General features: G+C 66.4%; 17 protein-coding genes, 1 other RNA gene and 1 pseudogene. 7 read left to right on the top strand and 12 right to left on the bottom strand.

Going from position 1 to position 13,602, the window contains the following annotated elements:
- Positions 1-128: 128 nt before the first annotated feature.
- Positions 129-1,022, top strand: a complete 894-nt coding sequence (locus AC1RKE_RS00095) for a DMT family transporter (protein ID WP_395942220.1) — start codon at positions 129-131, stop codon at positions 1,020-1,022.
- Positions 1,023-1,025: 3 nt separating this feature from the next.
- On the opposite strand, the gene AC1RKE_RS00090 is transcribed toward AC1RKE_RS00095, so the two are convergent.
- Both AC1RKE_RS00090 and AC1RKE_RS00085 read right to left on the bottom strand, forming a co-directional pair.
- Positions 1,026-1,214: a DUF4169 family protein gene (locus AC1RKE_RS00090; protein WP_182713060.1), complete on the bottom strand. Its 189-nt coding sequence runs from the start codon at positions 1,212-1,214 to the stop codon at positions 1,026-1,028.
- A gap of 2 nt (positions 1,215-1,216) precedes the next feature.
- On the bottom strand, positions 1,217-2,452 hold the full coding sequence (locus tag AC1RKE_RS00085) for a patatin-like phospholipase family protein (protein WP_395942219.1): 1,236 nt from the start codon (positions 2,450-2,452) through the stop codon (positions 1,217-1,219).
- 142 nt (positions 2,453-2,594) lie between these two features.
- Between AC1RKE_RS00085 and AC1RKE_RS00080 the strand changes: the two genes are divergently transcribed.
- Complete coding sequence (locus AC1RKE_RS00080) at positions 2,595-2,834, top strand: DUF2171 domain-containing protein (RefSeq protein WP_054765876.1); 240 nt, start codon at positions 2,595-2,597, stop codon at positions 2,832-2,834.
- 89 nt (positions 2,835-2,923) lie between these two features.
- The gene (locus AC1RKE_RS00075; RefSeq protein WP_287396488.1) at positions 2,924-3,310 is read left to right on the top strand and encodes a YccF domain-containing protein; all 387 of its coding nucleotides are present in this window, start codon (positions 2,924-2,926) and stop codon (positions 3,308-3,310) included.
- A 159-nt stretch (positions 3,311-3,469) separates the two neighbouring features.
- Here AC1RKE_RS00075 and AC1RKE_RS00070 read toward each other — a convergent pair.
- Positions 3,470-4,051, bottom strand: a pseudogene (locus AC1RKE_RS00070) (AAA family ATPase); the annotation flags it as partial.
- A gap of 4 nt (positions 4,052-4,055) precedes the next feature.
- Positions 4,056-5,447, bottom strand: a complete 1,392-nt coding sequence (gene fumC, locus AC1RKE_RS00065) for a class II fumarate hydratase (protein ID WP_152950333.1) — start codon at positions 5,445-5,447, stop codon at positions 4,056-4,058.
- Between the two features lie 81 nt (positions 5,448-5,528).
- Between fumC and AC1RKE_RS00060 the strand changes: the two genes are divergently transcribed.
- Together AC1RKE_RS00060 and AC1RKE_RS00055 are read left to right on the top strand one after the other, a co-directional pair.
- On the top strand, positions 5,529-6,146 hold the full coding sequence (locus AC1RKE_RS00060) for a peptidylprolyl isomerase (protein WP_287105873.1): 618 nt from the start codon (positions 5,529-5,531) through the stop codon (positions 6,144-6,146).
- Positions 6,143-6,499 (top strand): RusA family crossover junction endodeoxyribonuclease, encoded by a 357-nt coding sequence (locus AC1RKE_RS00055; RefSeq protein WP_054765871.1) that lies wholly within the window; start codon positions 6,143-6,145, stop codon positions 6,497-6,499. The genes AC1RKE_RS00060 and AC1RKE_RS00055 overlap by 4 nt, the downstream gene beginning before the upstream one ends.
- Here AC1RKE_RS00055 and AC1RKE_RS00050 read toward each other — a convergent pair.
- The 4 genes from AC1RKE_RS00050 to miaA form a co-directional block, all read right to left on the bottom strand.
- Positions 6,468-7,202 carry a C13 family peptidase gene (locus tag AC1RKE_RS00050; RefSeq protein WP_348684285.1) on the bottom strand — a complete coding sequence of 245 codons (735 nt, stop codon included), beginning with the start codon at positions 7,200-7,202 and terminating at the stop codon, positions 6,468-6,470. The genes AC1RKE_RS00055 and AC1RKE_RS00050 overlap by 32 nt on opposite strands.
- Before the next feature lie 93 nt (positions 7,203-7,295).
- A complete protein-coding gene (locus AC1RKE_RS00045; RefSeq protein ID WP_182713053.1) occupies positions 7,296-7,766 on the bottom strand; it encodes an SspB family protein in 471 nt (156 codons plus the stop codon).
- 90 nt (positions 7,767-7,856) lie between these two features.
- Positions 7,857-8,224: a transfer-messenger RNA gene (ssrA, locus tag AC1RKE_RS00040) on the bottom strand.
- Positions 8,225-8,240: 16 nt separating this feature from the next.
- Positions 8,241-9,122, bottom strand: a complete 882-nt coding sequence (gene miaA / locus AC1RKE_RS00035; RefSeq protein WP_395942218.1) for a tRNA (adenosine(37)-N6)-dimethylallyltransferase MiaA — start codon at positions 9,120-9,122, stop codon at positions 8,241-8,243.
- Between the two features lie 74 nt (positions 9,123-9,196).
- On the opposite strand from miaA, the gene AC1RKE_RS00030 reads away from it, so the two are divergent.
- Both AC1RKE_RS00030 and AC1RKE_RS00025 read left to right on the top strand, forming a co-directional pair.
- Complete coding sequence (locus AC1RKE_RS00030) at positions 9,197-10,270, top strand: Mrp/NBP35 family ATP-binding protein (RefSeq protein ID WP_348684287.1); 1,074 nt, start codon at positions 9,197-9,199, stop codon at positions 10,268-10,270.
- Between the two features lie 75 nt (positions 10,271-10,345).
- Complete coding sequence (locus AC1RKE_RS00025) at positions 10,346-11,443, top strand: NADH:flavin oxidoreductase (protein ID WP_395942217.1); 1,098 nt, start codon at positions 10,346-10,348, stop codon at positions 11,441-11,443.
- Between the two features lie 34 nt (positions 11,444-11,477).
- Here the strand turns inward: AC1RKE_RS00025 and AC1RKE_RS00020 are convergent, their stop codons facing one another.
- From AC1RKE_RS00020 to AC1RKE_RS00005, 4 genes are read right to left on the bottom strand one after another with little or no spacing between them, the layout of a single operon-like run.
- Positions 11,478-11,798, bottom strand: a complete 321-nt coding sequence (locus tag AC1RKE_RS00020; RefSeq protein ID WP_201462675.1) for a YbjQ family protein — start codon at positions 11,796-11,798, stop codon at positions 11,478-11,480.
- A 9-nt stretch (positions 11,799-11,807) separates the two neighbouring features.
- Positions 11,808-12,338 (bottom strand): dihydrofolate reductase, encoded by a 531-nt coding sequence (locus AC1RKE_RS00015; RefSeq protein WP_054765866.1) that lies wholly within the window; start codon positions 12,336-12,338, stop codon positions 11,808-11,810.
- Positions 12,335-12,634 carry a nucleoside triphosphate pyrophosphohydrolase family protein gene (locus AC1RKE_RS00010; RefSeq protein WP_348685264.1) on the bottom strand — a complete coding sequence of 100 codons (300 nt, stop codon included), beginning with the start codon at positions 12,632-12,634 and terminating at the stop codon, positions 12,335-12,337. Before AC1RKE_RS00010 ends, AC1RKE_RS00015 begins: the two co-directional genes overlap by 4 nt.
- Positions 12,634-13,485, bottom strand: coding sequence for a thymidylate synthase (locus AC1RKE_RS00005; protein ID WP_348685267.1), 852 nt, complete (start codon positions 13,483-13,485; stop codon positions 12,634-12,636). The genes AC1RKE_RS00010 and AC1RKE_RS00005 overlap by 1 nt, the downstream gene beginning before the upstream one ends.
- Positions 13,486-13,602 lie beyond the last annotated feature (117 nt).

Here is a 13,602-nt window from a genome sequence, read left to right as displayed (position 1 = left end):
GGGGGAGGCGCGGCCGGTGCTGCACATGGCGGGTTTTCTCCTGAGATTGTTGTCACACAAGGGCGCAAGACGTGAACGGCGCCGGAAGGGCGGGGATGGTATCCCGGCGCCGTCAGCCGGAGTCTTGCATGAGTCGCCCCGTCACCGTCCTCGCCATCCTCATCTGCGCCCTCATCTGGGGCACGACCTGGTTCGCCATCACCCTGCAGCTGGGCGTGGTCGATCCGATCGTCTCGATCGTCTGGCGTTTCGGCCTGGCGTCGCTCGTTCTGTTCGGCTTCTGCGCGGCGACGCGGCGGCCGTTGAGGCTGACCCGCGCCCAACATCTCGCGGCCGTGGGGCAGGGCGCCTTCGTCTTCGCCGTAAGCTACGGCTTCGTCTATGCGGCGGAGGAGCGGGTGGCCTCCGCCGTGGTGGCCGTCATTTTTGCGGCCCTGGCCTTCGTGAACCTGGTGATGTTCCGGCTAGTGGAGCGGCAGAAGGCGGCCGCCGGCGCCTGGCAGGGGGCGGTGCTGGGGATTTGCGGTGTCGCGGTCCTGTCGTTTGGCCAGCTGGCGGGAACGGGGGCTTCCGCCGGATCGGCGCCGGGGCTGGGCATCGTGCTGGCCCTCGTCGCGGTGCTCGCCTCCGCCTTGGGCAACTGGTTTGCCTGGCGCGGCCAGCAGGCCGGAGCCCCTGTCATGGGCGCCACAGCCTGGGCCATGGCCTACGGCACGGCCATGTTGGCCGCTTACGGGCTTGCAACTGGAGTGGAGTGGCGGGTCGAGGCGACACCCGCCTATGTTTTATCCCTGCTGCACCTGTCCTTGTTCGGATCAGTCATGGCCTTCGGCCTGTACTTCACCCTGGCCAAACAGAGGGGGTTCGCCCTCGCCAGCTATATCTCGGCCCTGACCCCGCCGATCGCCGTCATCATGTCCGTTCTGTTCGAGGGGGCGGAGGTCGGCGTGACCATGCTGGTCGGTCTGGCCCTTGTGCTGGTCGGCCAGGTCTTGCTGATCCGGGCGCCCAAGGCGGCTTAAGGCTCAGTCTTCCGTCGGCGTCTCACGCTTCTGACCGTTCAGGCGACGGTCCGCCCGCTCCTGCTCGGCCCGGGCGGCCTGTTTCTCGCCCTTGGAGCGTCCGTGGACGACGCGGTTCGCCGCCGCCCGGATCTTGTCTTCTGACTTTGCGCGGGCCTTGCGCGCCCGGTTCAGGTTGATGATTTCAGCCATGGTCAGTTCTGTTTTTCGGGTCTGTCGGCCTCGTGGGGTCTCAGCGGCTCGGGGACCTCCTCGGCGGGCAGGGCCTTGGCGGGAAGGAAGCCAGGCGAAGGTTCCGGCCGATCCAGGCGGGTCCAGGCCTCGGCGGACCGACCTTGCCGGCGCCCCAGTTCGAACAGGGCCGTCATGGTCTTCTGGTCGAACTCCAGGCTGGAGGCCTCGACATTATCGGGAATGGCGGACAGGGACAGGCTCATCCCGTTGCGCCGGGCGAAGGCGGCGGTGGTCGCCAGATGCGCGCGCAGCGAAGCCTTGCTCATGCTGTCGTAGCTGCGCATCAGGATTGCGGTCAGCCGACCGGGCGTGACCCCCTCGTTGCGGCCGACCTGGCCGTTGACCACGACATAGAGGGCGCCGCCGCCGGGCTCGTCCTGCGGCCGCGTCCACAGGGCCAGGGGCTCCGGGATGGCGAGGAAGGGGGTGTTGACCCCGCCGTCGGCGTGCATTTCCATCACCACGGTCTGGTCCGGCTGGAGGCCGGCGATCAGCACGGGCGGAAAGACGCCTGGGATGCTGGCGGACGCCACCAGCACCTCCTTGAACAGGGCGCGCGAATTCTCGTCGTTCTGGCTGGCCAGCAGGCCCATGTCCCAGATGACCGTCTCCTCGTTGTCCAGATTGGTGGTGGCGACCAGCAGGCGGCGGCCCTTGGCGTGTTCGCGGGCGATGGCCGCCAGGAGGTCGGGGGTCACGTTCTCGTCAACGAGAGTCCGGAGCACCGAGGCGCTGTAGAGGCTGGGGTAGAGGAAGAAGGCCAGGCTGCGCCAGCTCAACAGGCTGCTGGCGCCCCCGTCCGTATAGGCGTGGCCCAGCTGGGCGTCCCATGCCGAACCGGCGAAGGCGAAGGGGGCGGCCAAGGCGCCCGTGCTGACGCCGGTGACGATGTCGAAGACCGGCCGGTCGCCCCGCTCGGTCCAGCCGACCAGCACGCCTGCGCCATAGGCGCCGTTGGCCCCGCCGCCGGACAGGGCCAGGATCGACAGATCATGTTTCTGAGCCAGGCGCTGGCCCACTTCTTCGGTGAAGGCCTCGAGGCGCACGGCGTCGTTCGTGCGGATCCGCGGATCCTGAGCCGGGATCAGGGCGCCATCGGCCAGGCGCAGCGGCCCTTCCGGCCGCTGCAGGGTGCCGCAGGCGGCGACGGACCAGGCCATTATCATCGCCAGCAGCGTCGAACAGGCGCGTTTCATATGTATCTCGACGATCCGTGAAGGAGCCGGCGGCGGGCTCAGGTCCTGCCTCGCCCCCTATACAGCAGCAAGCGCTGCGGTTTGAAACCCGCTAGTGGCGTGTCCGTTTCATGGGACCAACCTTAAAACCCGGAGAACCCTCATGGTCGACGCCTCGCTCATCAAAGAACATCTCGAAGTCGTCGGATCGGACGGCGGTCATGTCGGCCGCGTGGATCATGTTCTGGGAGACCAGATCGAACTGGCCAAGCTGGACCTCGCCGGTGGGTTCAAACATCACCTGATCCCGGTCAGCTGGGTGGAACGGGTGGATGACAAGCATGTCCACCTGAACCTGACCCAGGACGAGGCCAAGGCGCGCTGGTCCGAGAAGCCGCACTAGGGTCCGGGTTTCGGTGAATTAATGAAGGCCCTGCTGTCGTCGGCGGGGCCTTCGTTCTATCTGGAGGACATTGTTCTCGGAGAGATGCGATGATCCGTCTGATCCTGAATATCCTGTGGTTGGTCTTCGGCGGCTGGCTGTCGGGGCTGCTGTGGCTGCTGGGCGGCGCGATCCTGGCCCTGACCGTGGTGGGCCTGCCCTGGACCTTCGCCGCCTGGCGGATCGCCAGCTATTCCTTCTGGCCCTTCGGACGCGAGATCGTCTGGCAGGACGCCCATCCGGTGGCGGGCTGTCTGGGTCTGGTGCTGAACATCGTCTGGTTCGTCGTGGCGGGCTGGTACATCGCCCTGTCGCACCTGGTTATCGCGGTGGCTGAGTTCGTCTCCATCATCGGCATCCCCTTCGCCCTGAAGGATCTGGAACTGGCCAAGCTGGCGGTGGCGCCGGTGGGGCGGACGATCCGGGAGAAGGTCTGAGCCCCAGTCCGGCTTGAGCAGTATGTCCAGCATCATCTCGCGACGGGTCAGGAAGTTGCGCGTGACCTGATAGTGATCAGTGTCCTCGTATTCGATCCGTTCAAGACCGTGTTCGGACGCCTGGTAGATCCAGGCGTTGGGATAGCCGAGAAGGATGGGCGAATGGGTGGCGATGATCAGCTGGGACCGCGCCATGACCAGCTCGTGCAGGCGCGCGAGGAAGGACAGCTGCCGGCTGGGTGACAGGGCGGCCTCGGGTTCGTCCAGTATGTAAAGGCCGTCGCCGATAAAACGATTGTCGAAAAGGGCGAAGAAGGACTCGCCGTGCGACTGTTCGTGCAACCGGCGGGCGCCATACCGGGACCCCATGACCTCGGGACTTTCCAGATAGGAGGCGACGGTGAAGAAGCTCTCGGCGCGGAGAAAGAAGCCGTCCTGAACCCTCTGCGCCGACCGGACCGGCCTTACGAACCTGTGCAGAGGCGAATGGCTGTCGCGTGTGCCGAAACGGTGTTCGCGACCGCCGCCTTCGGGGTTGAACCCCCACGCCACCGCCAGGGCCTCGATCAGCGTGGACTTTCCTGAGCCGTTCTCGCCGACGAGAAAGGTTACGTTCGGGTGGAAGGCCAGCCGGTCGAGCGAGCGCACGACCGGCAGGTTGAAGGGATAGACGGAAGCGTCCCAGCCGTCTCGGCGCTCGAAAAGGGCCTCGATCCAGTAGGGACGCTCCAGGGCGGTCATCTCATCAGCCCGGCGAGATCATCTTCTCGGGCCGGACCGCCTCGTCGAACTCGGCGTCGGTCAGATAGCCGCCGCCCACAGCCTCTTCACGCAGGGTGGTGCCGTTCTTGTGCGCGGTTTTGGCGATCTTGGCGCAGAGGTCATAGCCCAGCTTGCCGTTCAGGGCCGTGACCAGCATCAGCGAGTTGTTCAGGCCGCGCGCGATATTGTCTTCGCGGGCTTCGATGCCGACGACGCAGTTGTCGGTGAAGCTGATCGCCGCATCGGCCAGCAGGCGGACCGACTGCAGGAAGTTGTAGGCCATGACCGGGTTGTAGACGTTCAGCTCGAAATGGCCTTGCGAGCCGGCGAAGGTCAGGGCGGCGTTGTTGCCGAACACCTGGACGCAGACCTGGGTCAGGGCTTCGCACTGGGTCGGATTGACCTTGCCGGGCATGATCGACGAGCCCGGCTCGTTCTCCGGCAGGGCCAGTTCGCCCAGGCCCGAACGCGGACCGGAGCCCAGGAAGCGGATGTCGTTGGCGATCTTGAACAGGGAGGCGGCGACCGTGTTGATCGCGCCGTGGCTGAAGACCATGGCGTCGTGGGCGGCCAGGGCCTCGAACTTGTTCGGGGCGGTGGTGAAGGGCAGGCCGGTGATCTGAGCGATCTGGGCGGCGACCTTTTCGGCAAACCCGATGGGGGCGTTCAGCCCGGTGCCGACGGCGGTGCCGCCCTGGGCCAGTTCCATCAGCTTGGGCAGGGTCTGTTCGATCCGCTCGATGCCGTTGGCGACCTGCTGGGCGTAGCCGCCGAACTCCTGGCCCAGGGTCAGGGGGGTGGCGTCCTGGGTGTGGGTGCGGCCGATCTTGATGATGTGGGCCCAGGCCTTCGACTTGGCGTCCAGGGCCGCGTGCAGGTGCTTCAGCGCAGGGATCAGGTCGTTGACGACCTGTTCGGCGCAGGCCACATGCATGGCCGTCGGATAGGTGTCGTTCGACGACTGGCTCATATTGACGTGGTCGTTGGGGTGGACCGGCTTCTTGGAGCCCATCTCGCCGCCCAGGATTTCAATGGCGCGGTTCGAGATCACCTCATTGGCGTTCATGTTCGACTGGGTGCCCGAACCCGTCTGCCAGACGACCAGGGGGAAGTGGTCGTTCAGCTTGCCCTCGATGACCTCGTTGGCGGCCTGGATGATGGCGTCGGCCAGGGCGGGGTCGAGCTTGCCCAGGTCGCGGTTGGTCTCGGCGGCGGCGCGCTTGACGATGCCCAGGGCCCGCACGACCGGCAGGGGCTGCTTCTCCCAGCCGATCTTGAAATTGCCCAGAGACCGCTGCGCCTGGGCCCCCCAGTAGCGATCGGCGGCGACCTCTATGGGGCCGAAGGTGTCGGTTTCAGTGCGGACGTTGCTCATGCGCGGACAAGGCTCTCAGGCGTGGCGATTGTATGCGCGGCGGTGTAGCACGAGAGAAGAGTAGGGCAAGGCGAGGCGGCCATGGGACCAAAGCATATTCTAGCGGCGACTCTGCTGATGCTGGCGGGATGCGCCGGACTTCCCGCTGAACAGCCTCGACCGCGCGTCGCCCTGGACACGACGGCCGGGCGAATCGTTCTGGCCCTTGACGCCGAAGCGGCGCCGATCAGCACCTGCAACTTCATCAGCTACGTCGTCTTCGGCGACTATGACAACGGGTCCTTCTTCCGCACCGTGGTGCGCGAGACCAATACGGCCAACCCGAACCCGATCGACGTCATCCAGGCGGCGACGCCGCGGGGGAGCGACGACGACGCCCGTCCGCCCATTCCGCTGGAGCGGACTCGGGACACAGGACTGCGTCATCTCGCGGGGACCGTGTCCATGGCGCGCGACGGCCCGGACAGCGCGACGTCCAGCTTCTTCATTGTGACCCAGGACACCCCCAGTCTGGATTTCGGCGGCGCCCGCAATCCAGATGGCCAGGGATTCGCCGCCTTCGGCCGGGTGATCGAGGGATTGGATGTGGCGCGCCGCATCCAGAAGATGCCCGCGAACGCGCAAGAGCAGCTGACGCCGCCGGTCGTCATCCGTTCCGCCCGTTTGCTGGACGCCGCGCCGTCCGTCTGCACCCGATGACCGTCGGCTGGATCGGAACCGGCAAGGTGCGGGCCCGTGAGGACGGCGAGGCGGTCGAGATCGTCATCGACGGCCTGACCACCCAAGCCAAATACTACAAGCCGCTGGTCTATGAATTTATGCGCAAGGAGTGGGCGTCGCGGCCGTCCTGGGGCGATCATGTGGTCGAGATCCGCATGGAACATGTCGGCGAACCCCCGTGGATGGACCTCGACAACCTGGCCAAGGCCCTGCTCGACTCGATCAAGGGCTATCTGTTCCACGACGACAGCCAGGTGGCCCGTCTTCTCGTGGAGCGGCGTGAAGGCGAGCGCGAGCGGATTACGATCCGGTCCTATCCTCGTAGGGCCTGAACCGCAGCGTCGGCAAAAGCAGTTGCATGTTCGCGCCGATCGCCGTTTGAGGCTCTGAGGCCGGAGAGAGCCCCTCCGCCTGTTCGCGCGCGGCGACGCAGGACGTGGCGGCGCGGGACAGGGCGATGAAATCCGGCGCGGTTTTCAGCCCGTCCAGCACGCATTCATCAAAATAGGGATACAGGGCGTCGGCGGCGCAGCCGAATGAGGAGCGATCGCGCCGGGCGGCGGTCATGACCATGCGGTTCGGTCCCTTCAGGCCGTCGACGAAGACGCCCGAGAAACAGGCGGACAGAACCACGACCGTCGGACGATCGCCGCAGGTTTGGCGCAAGACAGGAATCAGATCCTCTGGCGCCAGCGTCGCCTCAGTTCCGAAGACCAGGCCTTCGGGAGAGCCGTGGGAGGTGACGTAGAAGAGGCAGCCGCGCGTCGCCCGTTCAGCCGCCTCGGCAAACCGACGCAGGCTGTCCTGGGCCTCCACCGGCGCGGCGACGTCCGGACGCAGGCTCACGCTGACCATGGTTGCCGGATCGAAGCCGGCCTGTTGGAAGGCTTTGGACAGGTCGCGCTGGGCGTTGTCGAAGGCGGCGATGGGACGGCCGTCGCTGTCACGCCAATCTGCGGCGATGACGGCGGAAGCCCAGCCATCAAACCGGTTCTGCGCCTGGGCCGAACAGCCCAGCACGACAAGGCCGAACATTACGACCGTCGCCGTCGTCCACCGAAACATCGCGTGCCACCGTCCAGACCTTTGAAACGAGAGCTTAGCGTCCGGACTGGATCAGGGAAGAGTCTACTTCTTGCGGAACTGGTCCAGGGAAACGACCTTCGGACCGTCGGACGTCGGCGCCGGATCTTCCGGCGGCGTGGCGTCTTCCACATTCTCGACGATCTCGGGTTCTTCGAACTGCAGCAGGAATTGGACGCTGGGATCGTAGAAGCGGGTCACCGCCGTATAGGGCATGGCGAGGGTGCGAGGCACGCCGCCGAAGCGGAGCTTCACGGAAAAGCGGTCCGCCTCGACCTGCAGATCCTCATACTGGTGCTGCAACACCACCGTCATTTCGTCGGGATATTTGGTCAGCATGTCCGCCGGAATGCTGACGCCGGCGGCCCGGGTCTTGAAGGTGATGTAGAAGTGATGCGCGCCGGGCAGACCTTCGGCGGCCACATGATCGAGCGCAGACCGGATCACGCCGCGCAAGGCCTCGTGCGCCAGTCGCTCGTACTGCATCTCATCGACCGGAGGGGTCTGATCGGTCATCGTCACCTCGCAAATTCAGCGTGACTGATAGCGGCGGCGGCGCGCGCGCGAAAGGTGCGAATAGGGTGAAGACGTCGGATGTGCGGGATAAGCGCCGGGATTCTGTTGCCAGGCTCCCGACAGGCCCCGCCCAGGGATCTGAACCCCTAGGACTTAAGGTTCGAAATCACCCGAACCGCATTACGCGGCGAGAGCGACTTCTCCAGCGAAGTTATCGTTCGCAGTTAGAAAATGGCCCGATACGGTGGGCCAGGACGAGCGAAAGCAATCCTCTTTACACGTCCGTCGATGCTAGTCGGCCCCATGACGCCTCCGCCGATAACGCGGGGAGGTGAATGGTGGAGCCGCCGGGAATCGCACCCGGGTCCGGTCCGCTTATTACAGGCGCCTTTATCGCCATAGTCCGGCCGAAGCCGGACTATGGCAATATAGGCGCGGCCTGGCGGGTTTCCAAGTCCAGTTCGGCCAAGGGGATCAGGGGCGGGGAATGCGGCTCCAGTCGCGGCACTGGTTTCTGAACCAGGTGAGCTGGCGTTTGGCGTAGTTTCGCGTGGCCTGTTTCAAGGCGGCGACGGCCGCCTCGCGGTCGAGTGCGCCGGAGACACAGGCGGCCAACTCCCGCACGCCGACCGCCTTCATGGCGGGCAGGGCGGGGGACAGGTCGCGCGCGACGAGGCGACGAACCTCATCTAGCGCGCCATTTTCGACCATCAGGTCCGCCCTTCGGTCGCAGTCGGCGTAAAGGACTTGGCGATCAGGTTCGATCACAAGCCCCGTCCAGGATTCCGGCGCCAGAAGCGGCTGGGTCTGGGATTTCCACGCGGTCAACGGCCGGCCGGTCGCGGCGTGGACGCTCATCGCCCGCACGAGCCGTTGTCGATCCCCGGCCTCAATGGCCTGGGCGGCGGCCGGGTCGATTTCCGCCAGACGGGTGCGAAACAGAGCCTCTCCTTGCACCAAGAAGTCCGCCTCGACCTGGTCGCGGACAGCGCTCGCGACCGGCGGAATGTCCGCTAGGCCCCGGGTCAGGGCCGTGAAGTACAGGCCGGTGCCGCCGACGAGGATGGCGGGCCGATTCTCCGCCCGGAGTTCGGCCAGTATGGCCAGGGCGGCGCGGCTCCATTTTCCCACGGACCAGGCCTCCGCGGCGTCGGCGACGCCGTAAAGCCGATGTTCGGCCTGGGCTTCGTCCTCCGGCGAGGGGCGGGCGGTCAGGATACGAAGGTCGGCGTAGAGTTGCTGACTGTCCGCATTGATGATGACCGCCCCGGTCTCGCGCGCCATCTTCAACGCCAGGGCGGATTTTCCCGAGGCGGTGGGGCCGGCGATCAGGGTGACTAACGGCGGCTTGGACAAATCGAGGCTCGCGGGCGGCATCCAGGGGCGATAGAACGCGCCCCTTATCGCCTGCAAGTCTTGTGGAGACCGTCTTGGTCGAACGTTCCGCCGTCATCGCCGCGCTCGACGCCGTCAAAGACCCGGTTTCGGGCCAGGGGCTCCATGCTTCGGGCCTGGTGCAGGGGCTGGTCGTGGCCGAGGATCGGGCGGGCTTCGCCCTGGAGGTGGACCGCAGTCTGGTCGCGACCTACGCCCCCGTCAGGGACGCGGCCGAGGCGGCGCTGAAGGCCATCCCCGGCATGAACCGGGTCTCGGTGATCCTGACGGCGGAGGCCAAGCCCGGGCTCGGCAAGCCCGCGCGCACCGCCGGCCTTTCGAAGGCCGCTGTGGATCAGGGACGCCCCAAGGCGCCGGTCCCTACGGACCGTCCGGCCCATGTCCGGCGCGTGCTGGCCGTCGCCAGCGGCAAGGGCGGGGTGGGCAAGTCCACCGTGGCCGTCAATCTGGCCGCAACCCTGGCTGCACGAGGGCTGTCTGTCGGGATTCTGGACGCCGACGTCTATGGTCCCTCTCTGCCCACCATGCTGGGGATCAGCGGCCAGCCCGCCTATGAGGACGGCGCCATCGCGCCGCACCAGGCGCATGGACTGAAGGCCATGTCCGTCGGATTGCTGACCCGGATGGACGACGCCATGATTTGGCGTGGGCCCATGGCGTCCCAGGCCATCACCCAGATGTTGACCCAGACCCGATGGGGCGCGGCCGAGGCGCCGCTGGACGTGCTGGTGGTCGATCTGCCGCCGGGGACGGGCGATGTGCAACTGACCTTGATTCAGAAGACCCCGCTGGACGGCGCCGTCATCGTCTCCACGCCGCAGGAGGTGGCTCTGGCCGACGCCCGGCGGGCCCACACGCTGTTCCAGAAGGTGAATGTGCCGACCCTGGGTCTGATCGAGAATATGAGCGGCGCCGTCTTCGGACAGGGTGGCGCCAAGACCGAGGCGGAGCGCCTGTCTGTCCCCTTCCTGGGCGATCTGCCGTTGGAGGCCGCTCTGCGAGAGGGCGGAGATGCGGGGCGGCCGGTGGTCGTCTCGGATCCCGAAGGCGCGATCGCGGTGCGGTTCGCTGTGATTGCCGAGCAGGTGGCGGCTTCCTTGGGGCTGTAGAAACTTCAGGGCGTGGGGTTTTCAAACGCAACTCTATTCGCCACCTTCACCCTTGCCATTTCGCGAGGAGATCCGATGAGCGTCGACGCCCTGTTTCGCCCCTTTACGGTCAAGGGACTGACCCTGCCCAACCGCATCGTCATGGCGCCCATGACGCGGTCCTTTTCCCCGAACGGCATCCCGACGTCCGATGTGGCCGGCTATTACCGCCGCCGCGCCGAGGGCGGGGTGGGGTTGATCGTGACTGAGGGCACGGTGGTGGAGCGTCCCGCCGCCCGCAATGACGTCGATGTGCCCGTTTTCCACGGCGAGGCCCTGCCGCACTGGAAGACGGTGGTGGACGAGGTCCACGCCGCCGGAGGCCTGATCGCGCCACAGATCTGGCACGTCGGATCCGCGCGGGGCCAGGGCGCTGATTGGACGCCCCTGGGCAAGGTGGACAGTCCGTCAGGCCTGACTTCGCCGGGCAAGGCCAAGTATGAGCCTATGACCGAAGAAGACGTCGCCGACACCATCGCTGCGTTCGGTCGCTCTGCGCGCGCGGCGCGGGAGCTGGGCTTTGACGCCGTCGAGATTCACGGCGCCCACGGCTACCTGATCGACCAGTTCTTCTGGGCCGGGGTCAATCTGCGTGGGGACCGCTGGGGCGGCCCGACTATCGCCGAGCGGGCGCGCTTCGGCGCCGAGGTGGTCAAGGCCGTGCGCGAAGGCGTGGGCGACGACATTCCCGTCATCCTGCGCCTGTCGCAATGGAAGCAGCAGGACTTCGCCGCCCGGATCGCCGAGACGCCGGACCAGATGGCCGAATGGCTGACGCCCCTGTCGGATGCCGGGGTCGACGTCTTCCACTGCTCGCAGCGCCGCTTTTGGGAGCCGGAGTTCGAAGGGTCTGACCTGAACTTCGCCGGCTGGACCAAGAAGCTGATGAACAAGCCGACCATCACGGTCGGCTCGGTCGGGCTGGACGGCGAATTCATCGCGGCCTTCGGCGGAGAAGGCTCAAAGCCCGCCTCGCTGGATGGTCTGCTGCGCCGGTTAGAGAATGAAGAGTTCGATCTGGTGGCGGTCGGCCGCGCCCTGCTGGCCGATCCGCACTGGGTGCAGAAGGTTCGGGACGGGCGCACCGCGGAACTGCGCAATTTCGAGCGCTCAGACCTGATGACCCTGTCCTGACCCGAGGCGTCGGGCCGGTCAGCCTTCTTGGAGGTCAGGCCGGCTCGACGATCACGGCGGTGCCGTAGCACAGCACCTCGGTCACACCGGGCATGATCTCGGTGGCGTCGTAGCGGACGGCGAGGACGGCGTTGGCGCCGTGGGCCTGGGCGTGTTTGACCAGTTCTTCATAGGCTTCCTGACGCCCGGCCTCGGCCAGTTTCACATAGGCGCCGACCCGGCCGCCCAGCATGGACTGGACGCCGCCGATGGCGTCGGAAATGGCGTTGCGGGATCGCACCGTAACGCCGCGCACCAGGCCGATGTGGCGGGTGACGCGAAAACCGGGCAGGTCATTGGTGGTGGCGACGTACATGAGGGGCTCCTAACGACGATCCAAAACGCGGAAGGTGAAGGCGTGGTCGTCCTTCTCGCCCGCCGCATGGGTTTCGGAAGATACTTCAACCCAGGCTGTTTCGTCGAACGACGGAAAGACCGCATCTCCCTCGGGGGCCGCGTCGACCTCGGTGATATAGAGGCGGCGGGCGCGGGGCAGGGCGGCGGCGAACAGGGCCGTGCCGCCGATGATGCAGATCTCGTCCACGCCGTCCTCCTCGGCGGTCTCGCGCGCGATTTCGATCGCCTCGTCCAGATTGGAGCAGACCACGGCGCCCTTGGCCATGCCGTCGGCCTCATAGGACTCGTCCTTGGTCAGGACCAGGTTCAGCCGGCCGGGCAGGGGCTTCAGCGGCAGGCTCTCCCAGGTCTTGCGCCCCATCAGGCAGGGCTTTCCGATAGTGATCGCCTTGAATCTCTGCAGGTCCGAACGCAGCCGCCAGGGCAGGTCGCCGTCCCGGCCGATGACGCCGTTCCGGCCGCGGGCCACGACCAGGGCGATCCGAGCGGGCCCGGTCATGCCGCAGGCTCCAGCCACTTCAGCCATTTGCGTCGCATCGCGGTTTCAAGGTCGATCCCGGCGCCCGCGCAATAGATCAACAGCATGCCCAGAACATCGGCCGCCTCGTCGCCTAGGGCGTCGGCGTCGCCCGCGCCGCGCGCCCGACCGGACAGCCGCAGATGTTCAGCCGTCAGCTCCCCCAGCTCTTCCTGAAGCTTGAGCAGCGCCCAGTCCCGGTCGCGGTCTATGCCGTAGTTGGCGGCGTAGATGTCGGAGATGCGCAGGACGTCGGCCTGAAGACTCTTGAAATCCATCAGACGGCCACTTCGGCCTTTATGTGCGGCCAGGCTTCATAGCCCTCAAGCATGAAGTCCGACAGTTCGAAGGCGAACAGATCGTCCTTCGGCGCGATCTTCATCACCGGCAGCGGCAGGGGTTCGCGCGTGAGCTGGAGCTCGGCCTGGTCCAAATGGTTCAGATACAGGTGGGCGTCGCCGAAGGTGTGGACGAACTCGCCCGGCTCCAGCCCGACCACCTGGGCCAGCATCATCGTCAGCAGGGCGTAGGAGGCGATGTTGAACGGCACGCCCAGGAAGACGTCGGCGCTGCGCTGATACAGCTGGCAGCTCAGCTTCCCATCCGCCACGAAGAACTGGAACAGGCAGTGGCAGGGCGGCAGGGCCATGTCGTCCACGTCGGCCGGGTTCCAGGCCGTGACGATGTGGCGGCGGCTGTTGGGATTGGTCTTAAGGCCGTGGACCAGTTTCTCGATCTGGTCGATGACGCGGCCGTCCGGCGCCGTCCAGGACCGCCACTGCTTGCCGTAGACCGGACCCAGTTCGCCCTCGGCGTCGGCCCATTCGTCCCAGATGCGGACGCCGTTCTCCTTCAGATAGGCGATATTGGTCTCGCCGCGCAGGAACCACAGCAGTTCGACGATGATCGAACGCAGGTGCAGCTTCTTGGTGGTCAGGACGGGGAAGCCCTTGGACAGGTCGAACCGCATCTGGCGGCCGAAGACGCCCAGGGTTCCGGTGCCGGTGCGGTCGTCGCGGCGAACGCCGTTGTCCAATATGTCACGCAGCAGGTCCAGATACTGCCGTTCCGGATGGTCGGCGGGGGCCGTCCGGCCCTGAAGTTCTGAAGAGGCGACCTGAGCGTTCATTAGGCGAGATTGCCTCAGCCGGGGTGATTCGCCACGCGGTTCCGAAGGGGCGTCCACAGGAAAGGCCGTCTGGCCCCCTCCGTCACGGCGCTTTGCGCCGCGCCACCTCCCCCAGAG

The organism is Brevundimonas sp. GW822-FHT03E11, from assembly GCF_058801445.1.
The sequence above is the reverse complement of the archived record's forward strand: the minus strand, read 5'-3'. Positions and strand labels throughout refer to the sequence as shown.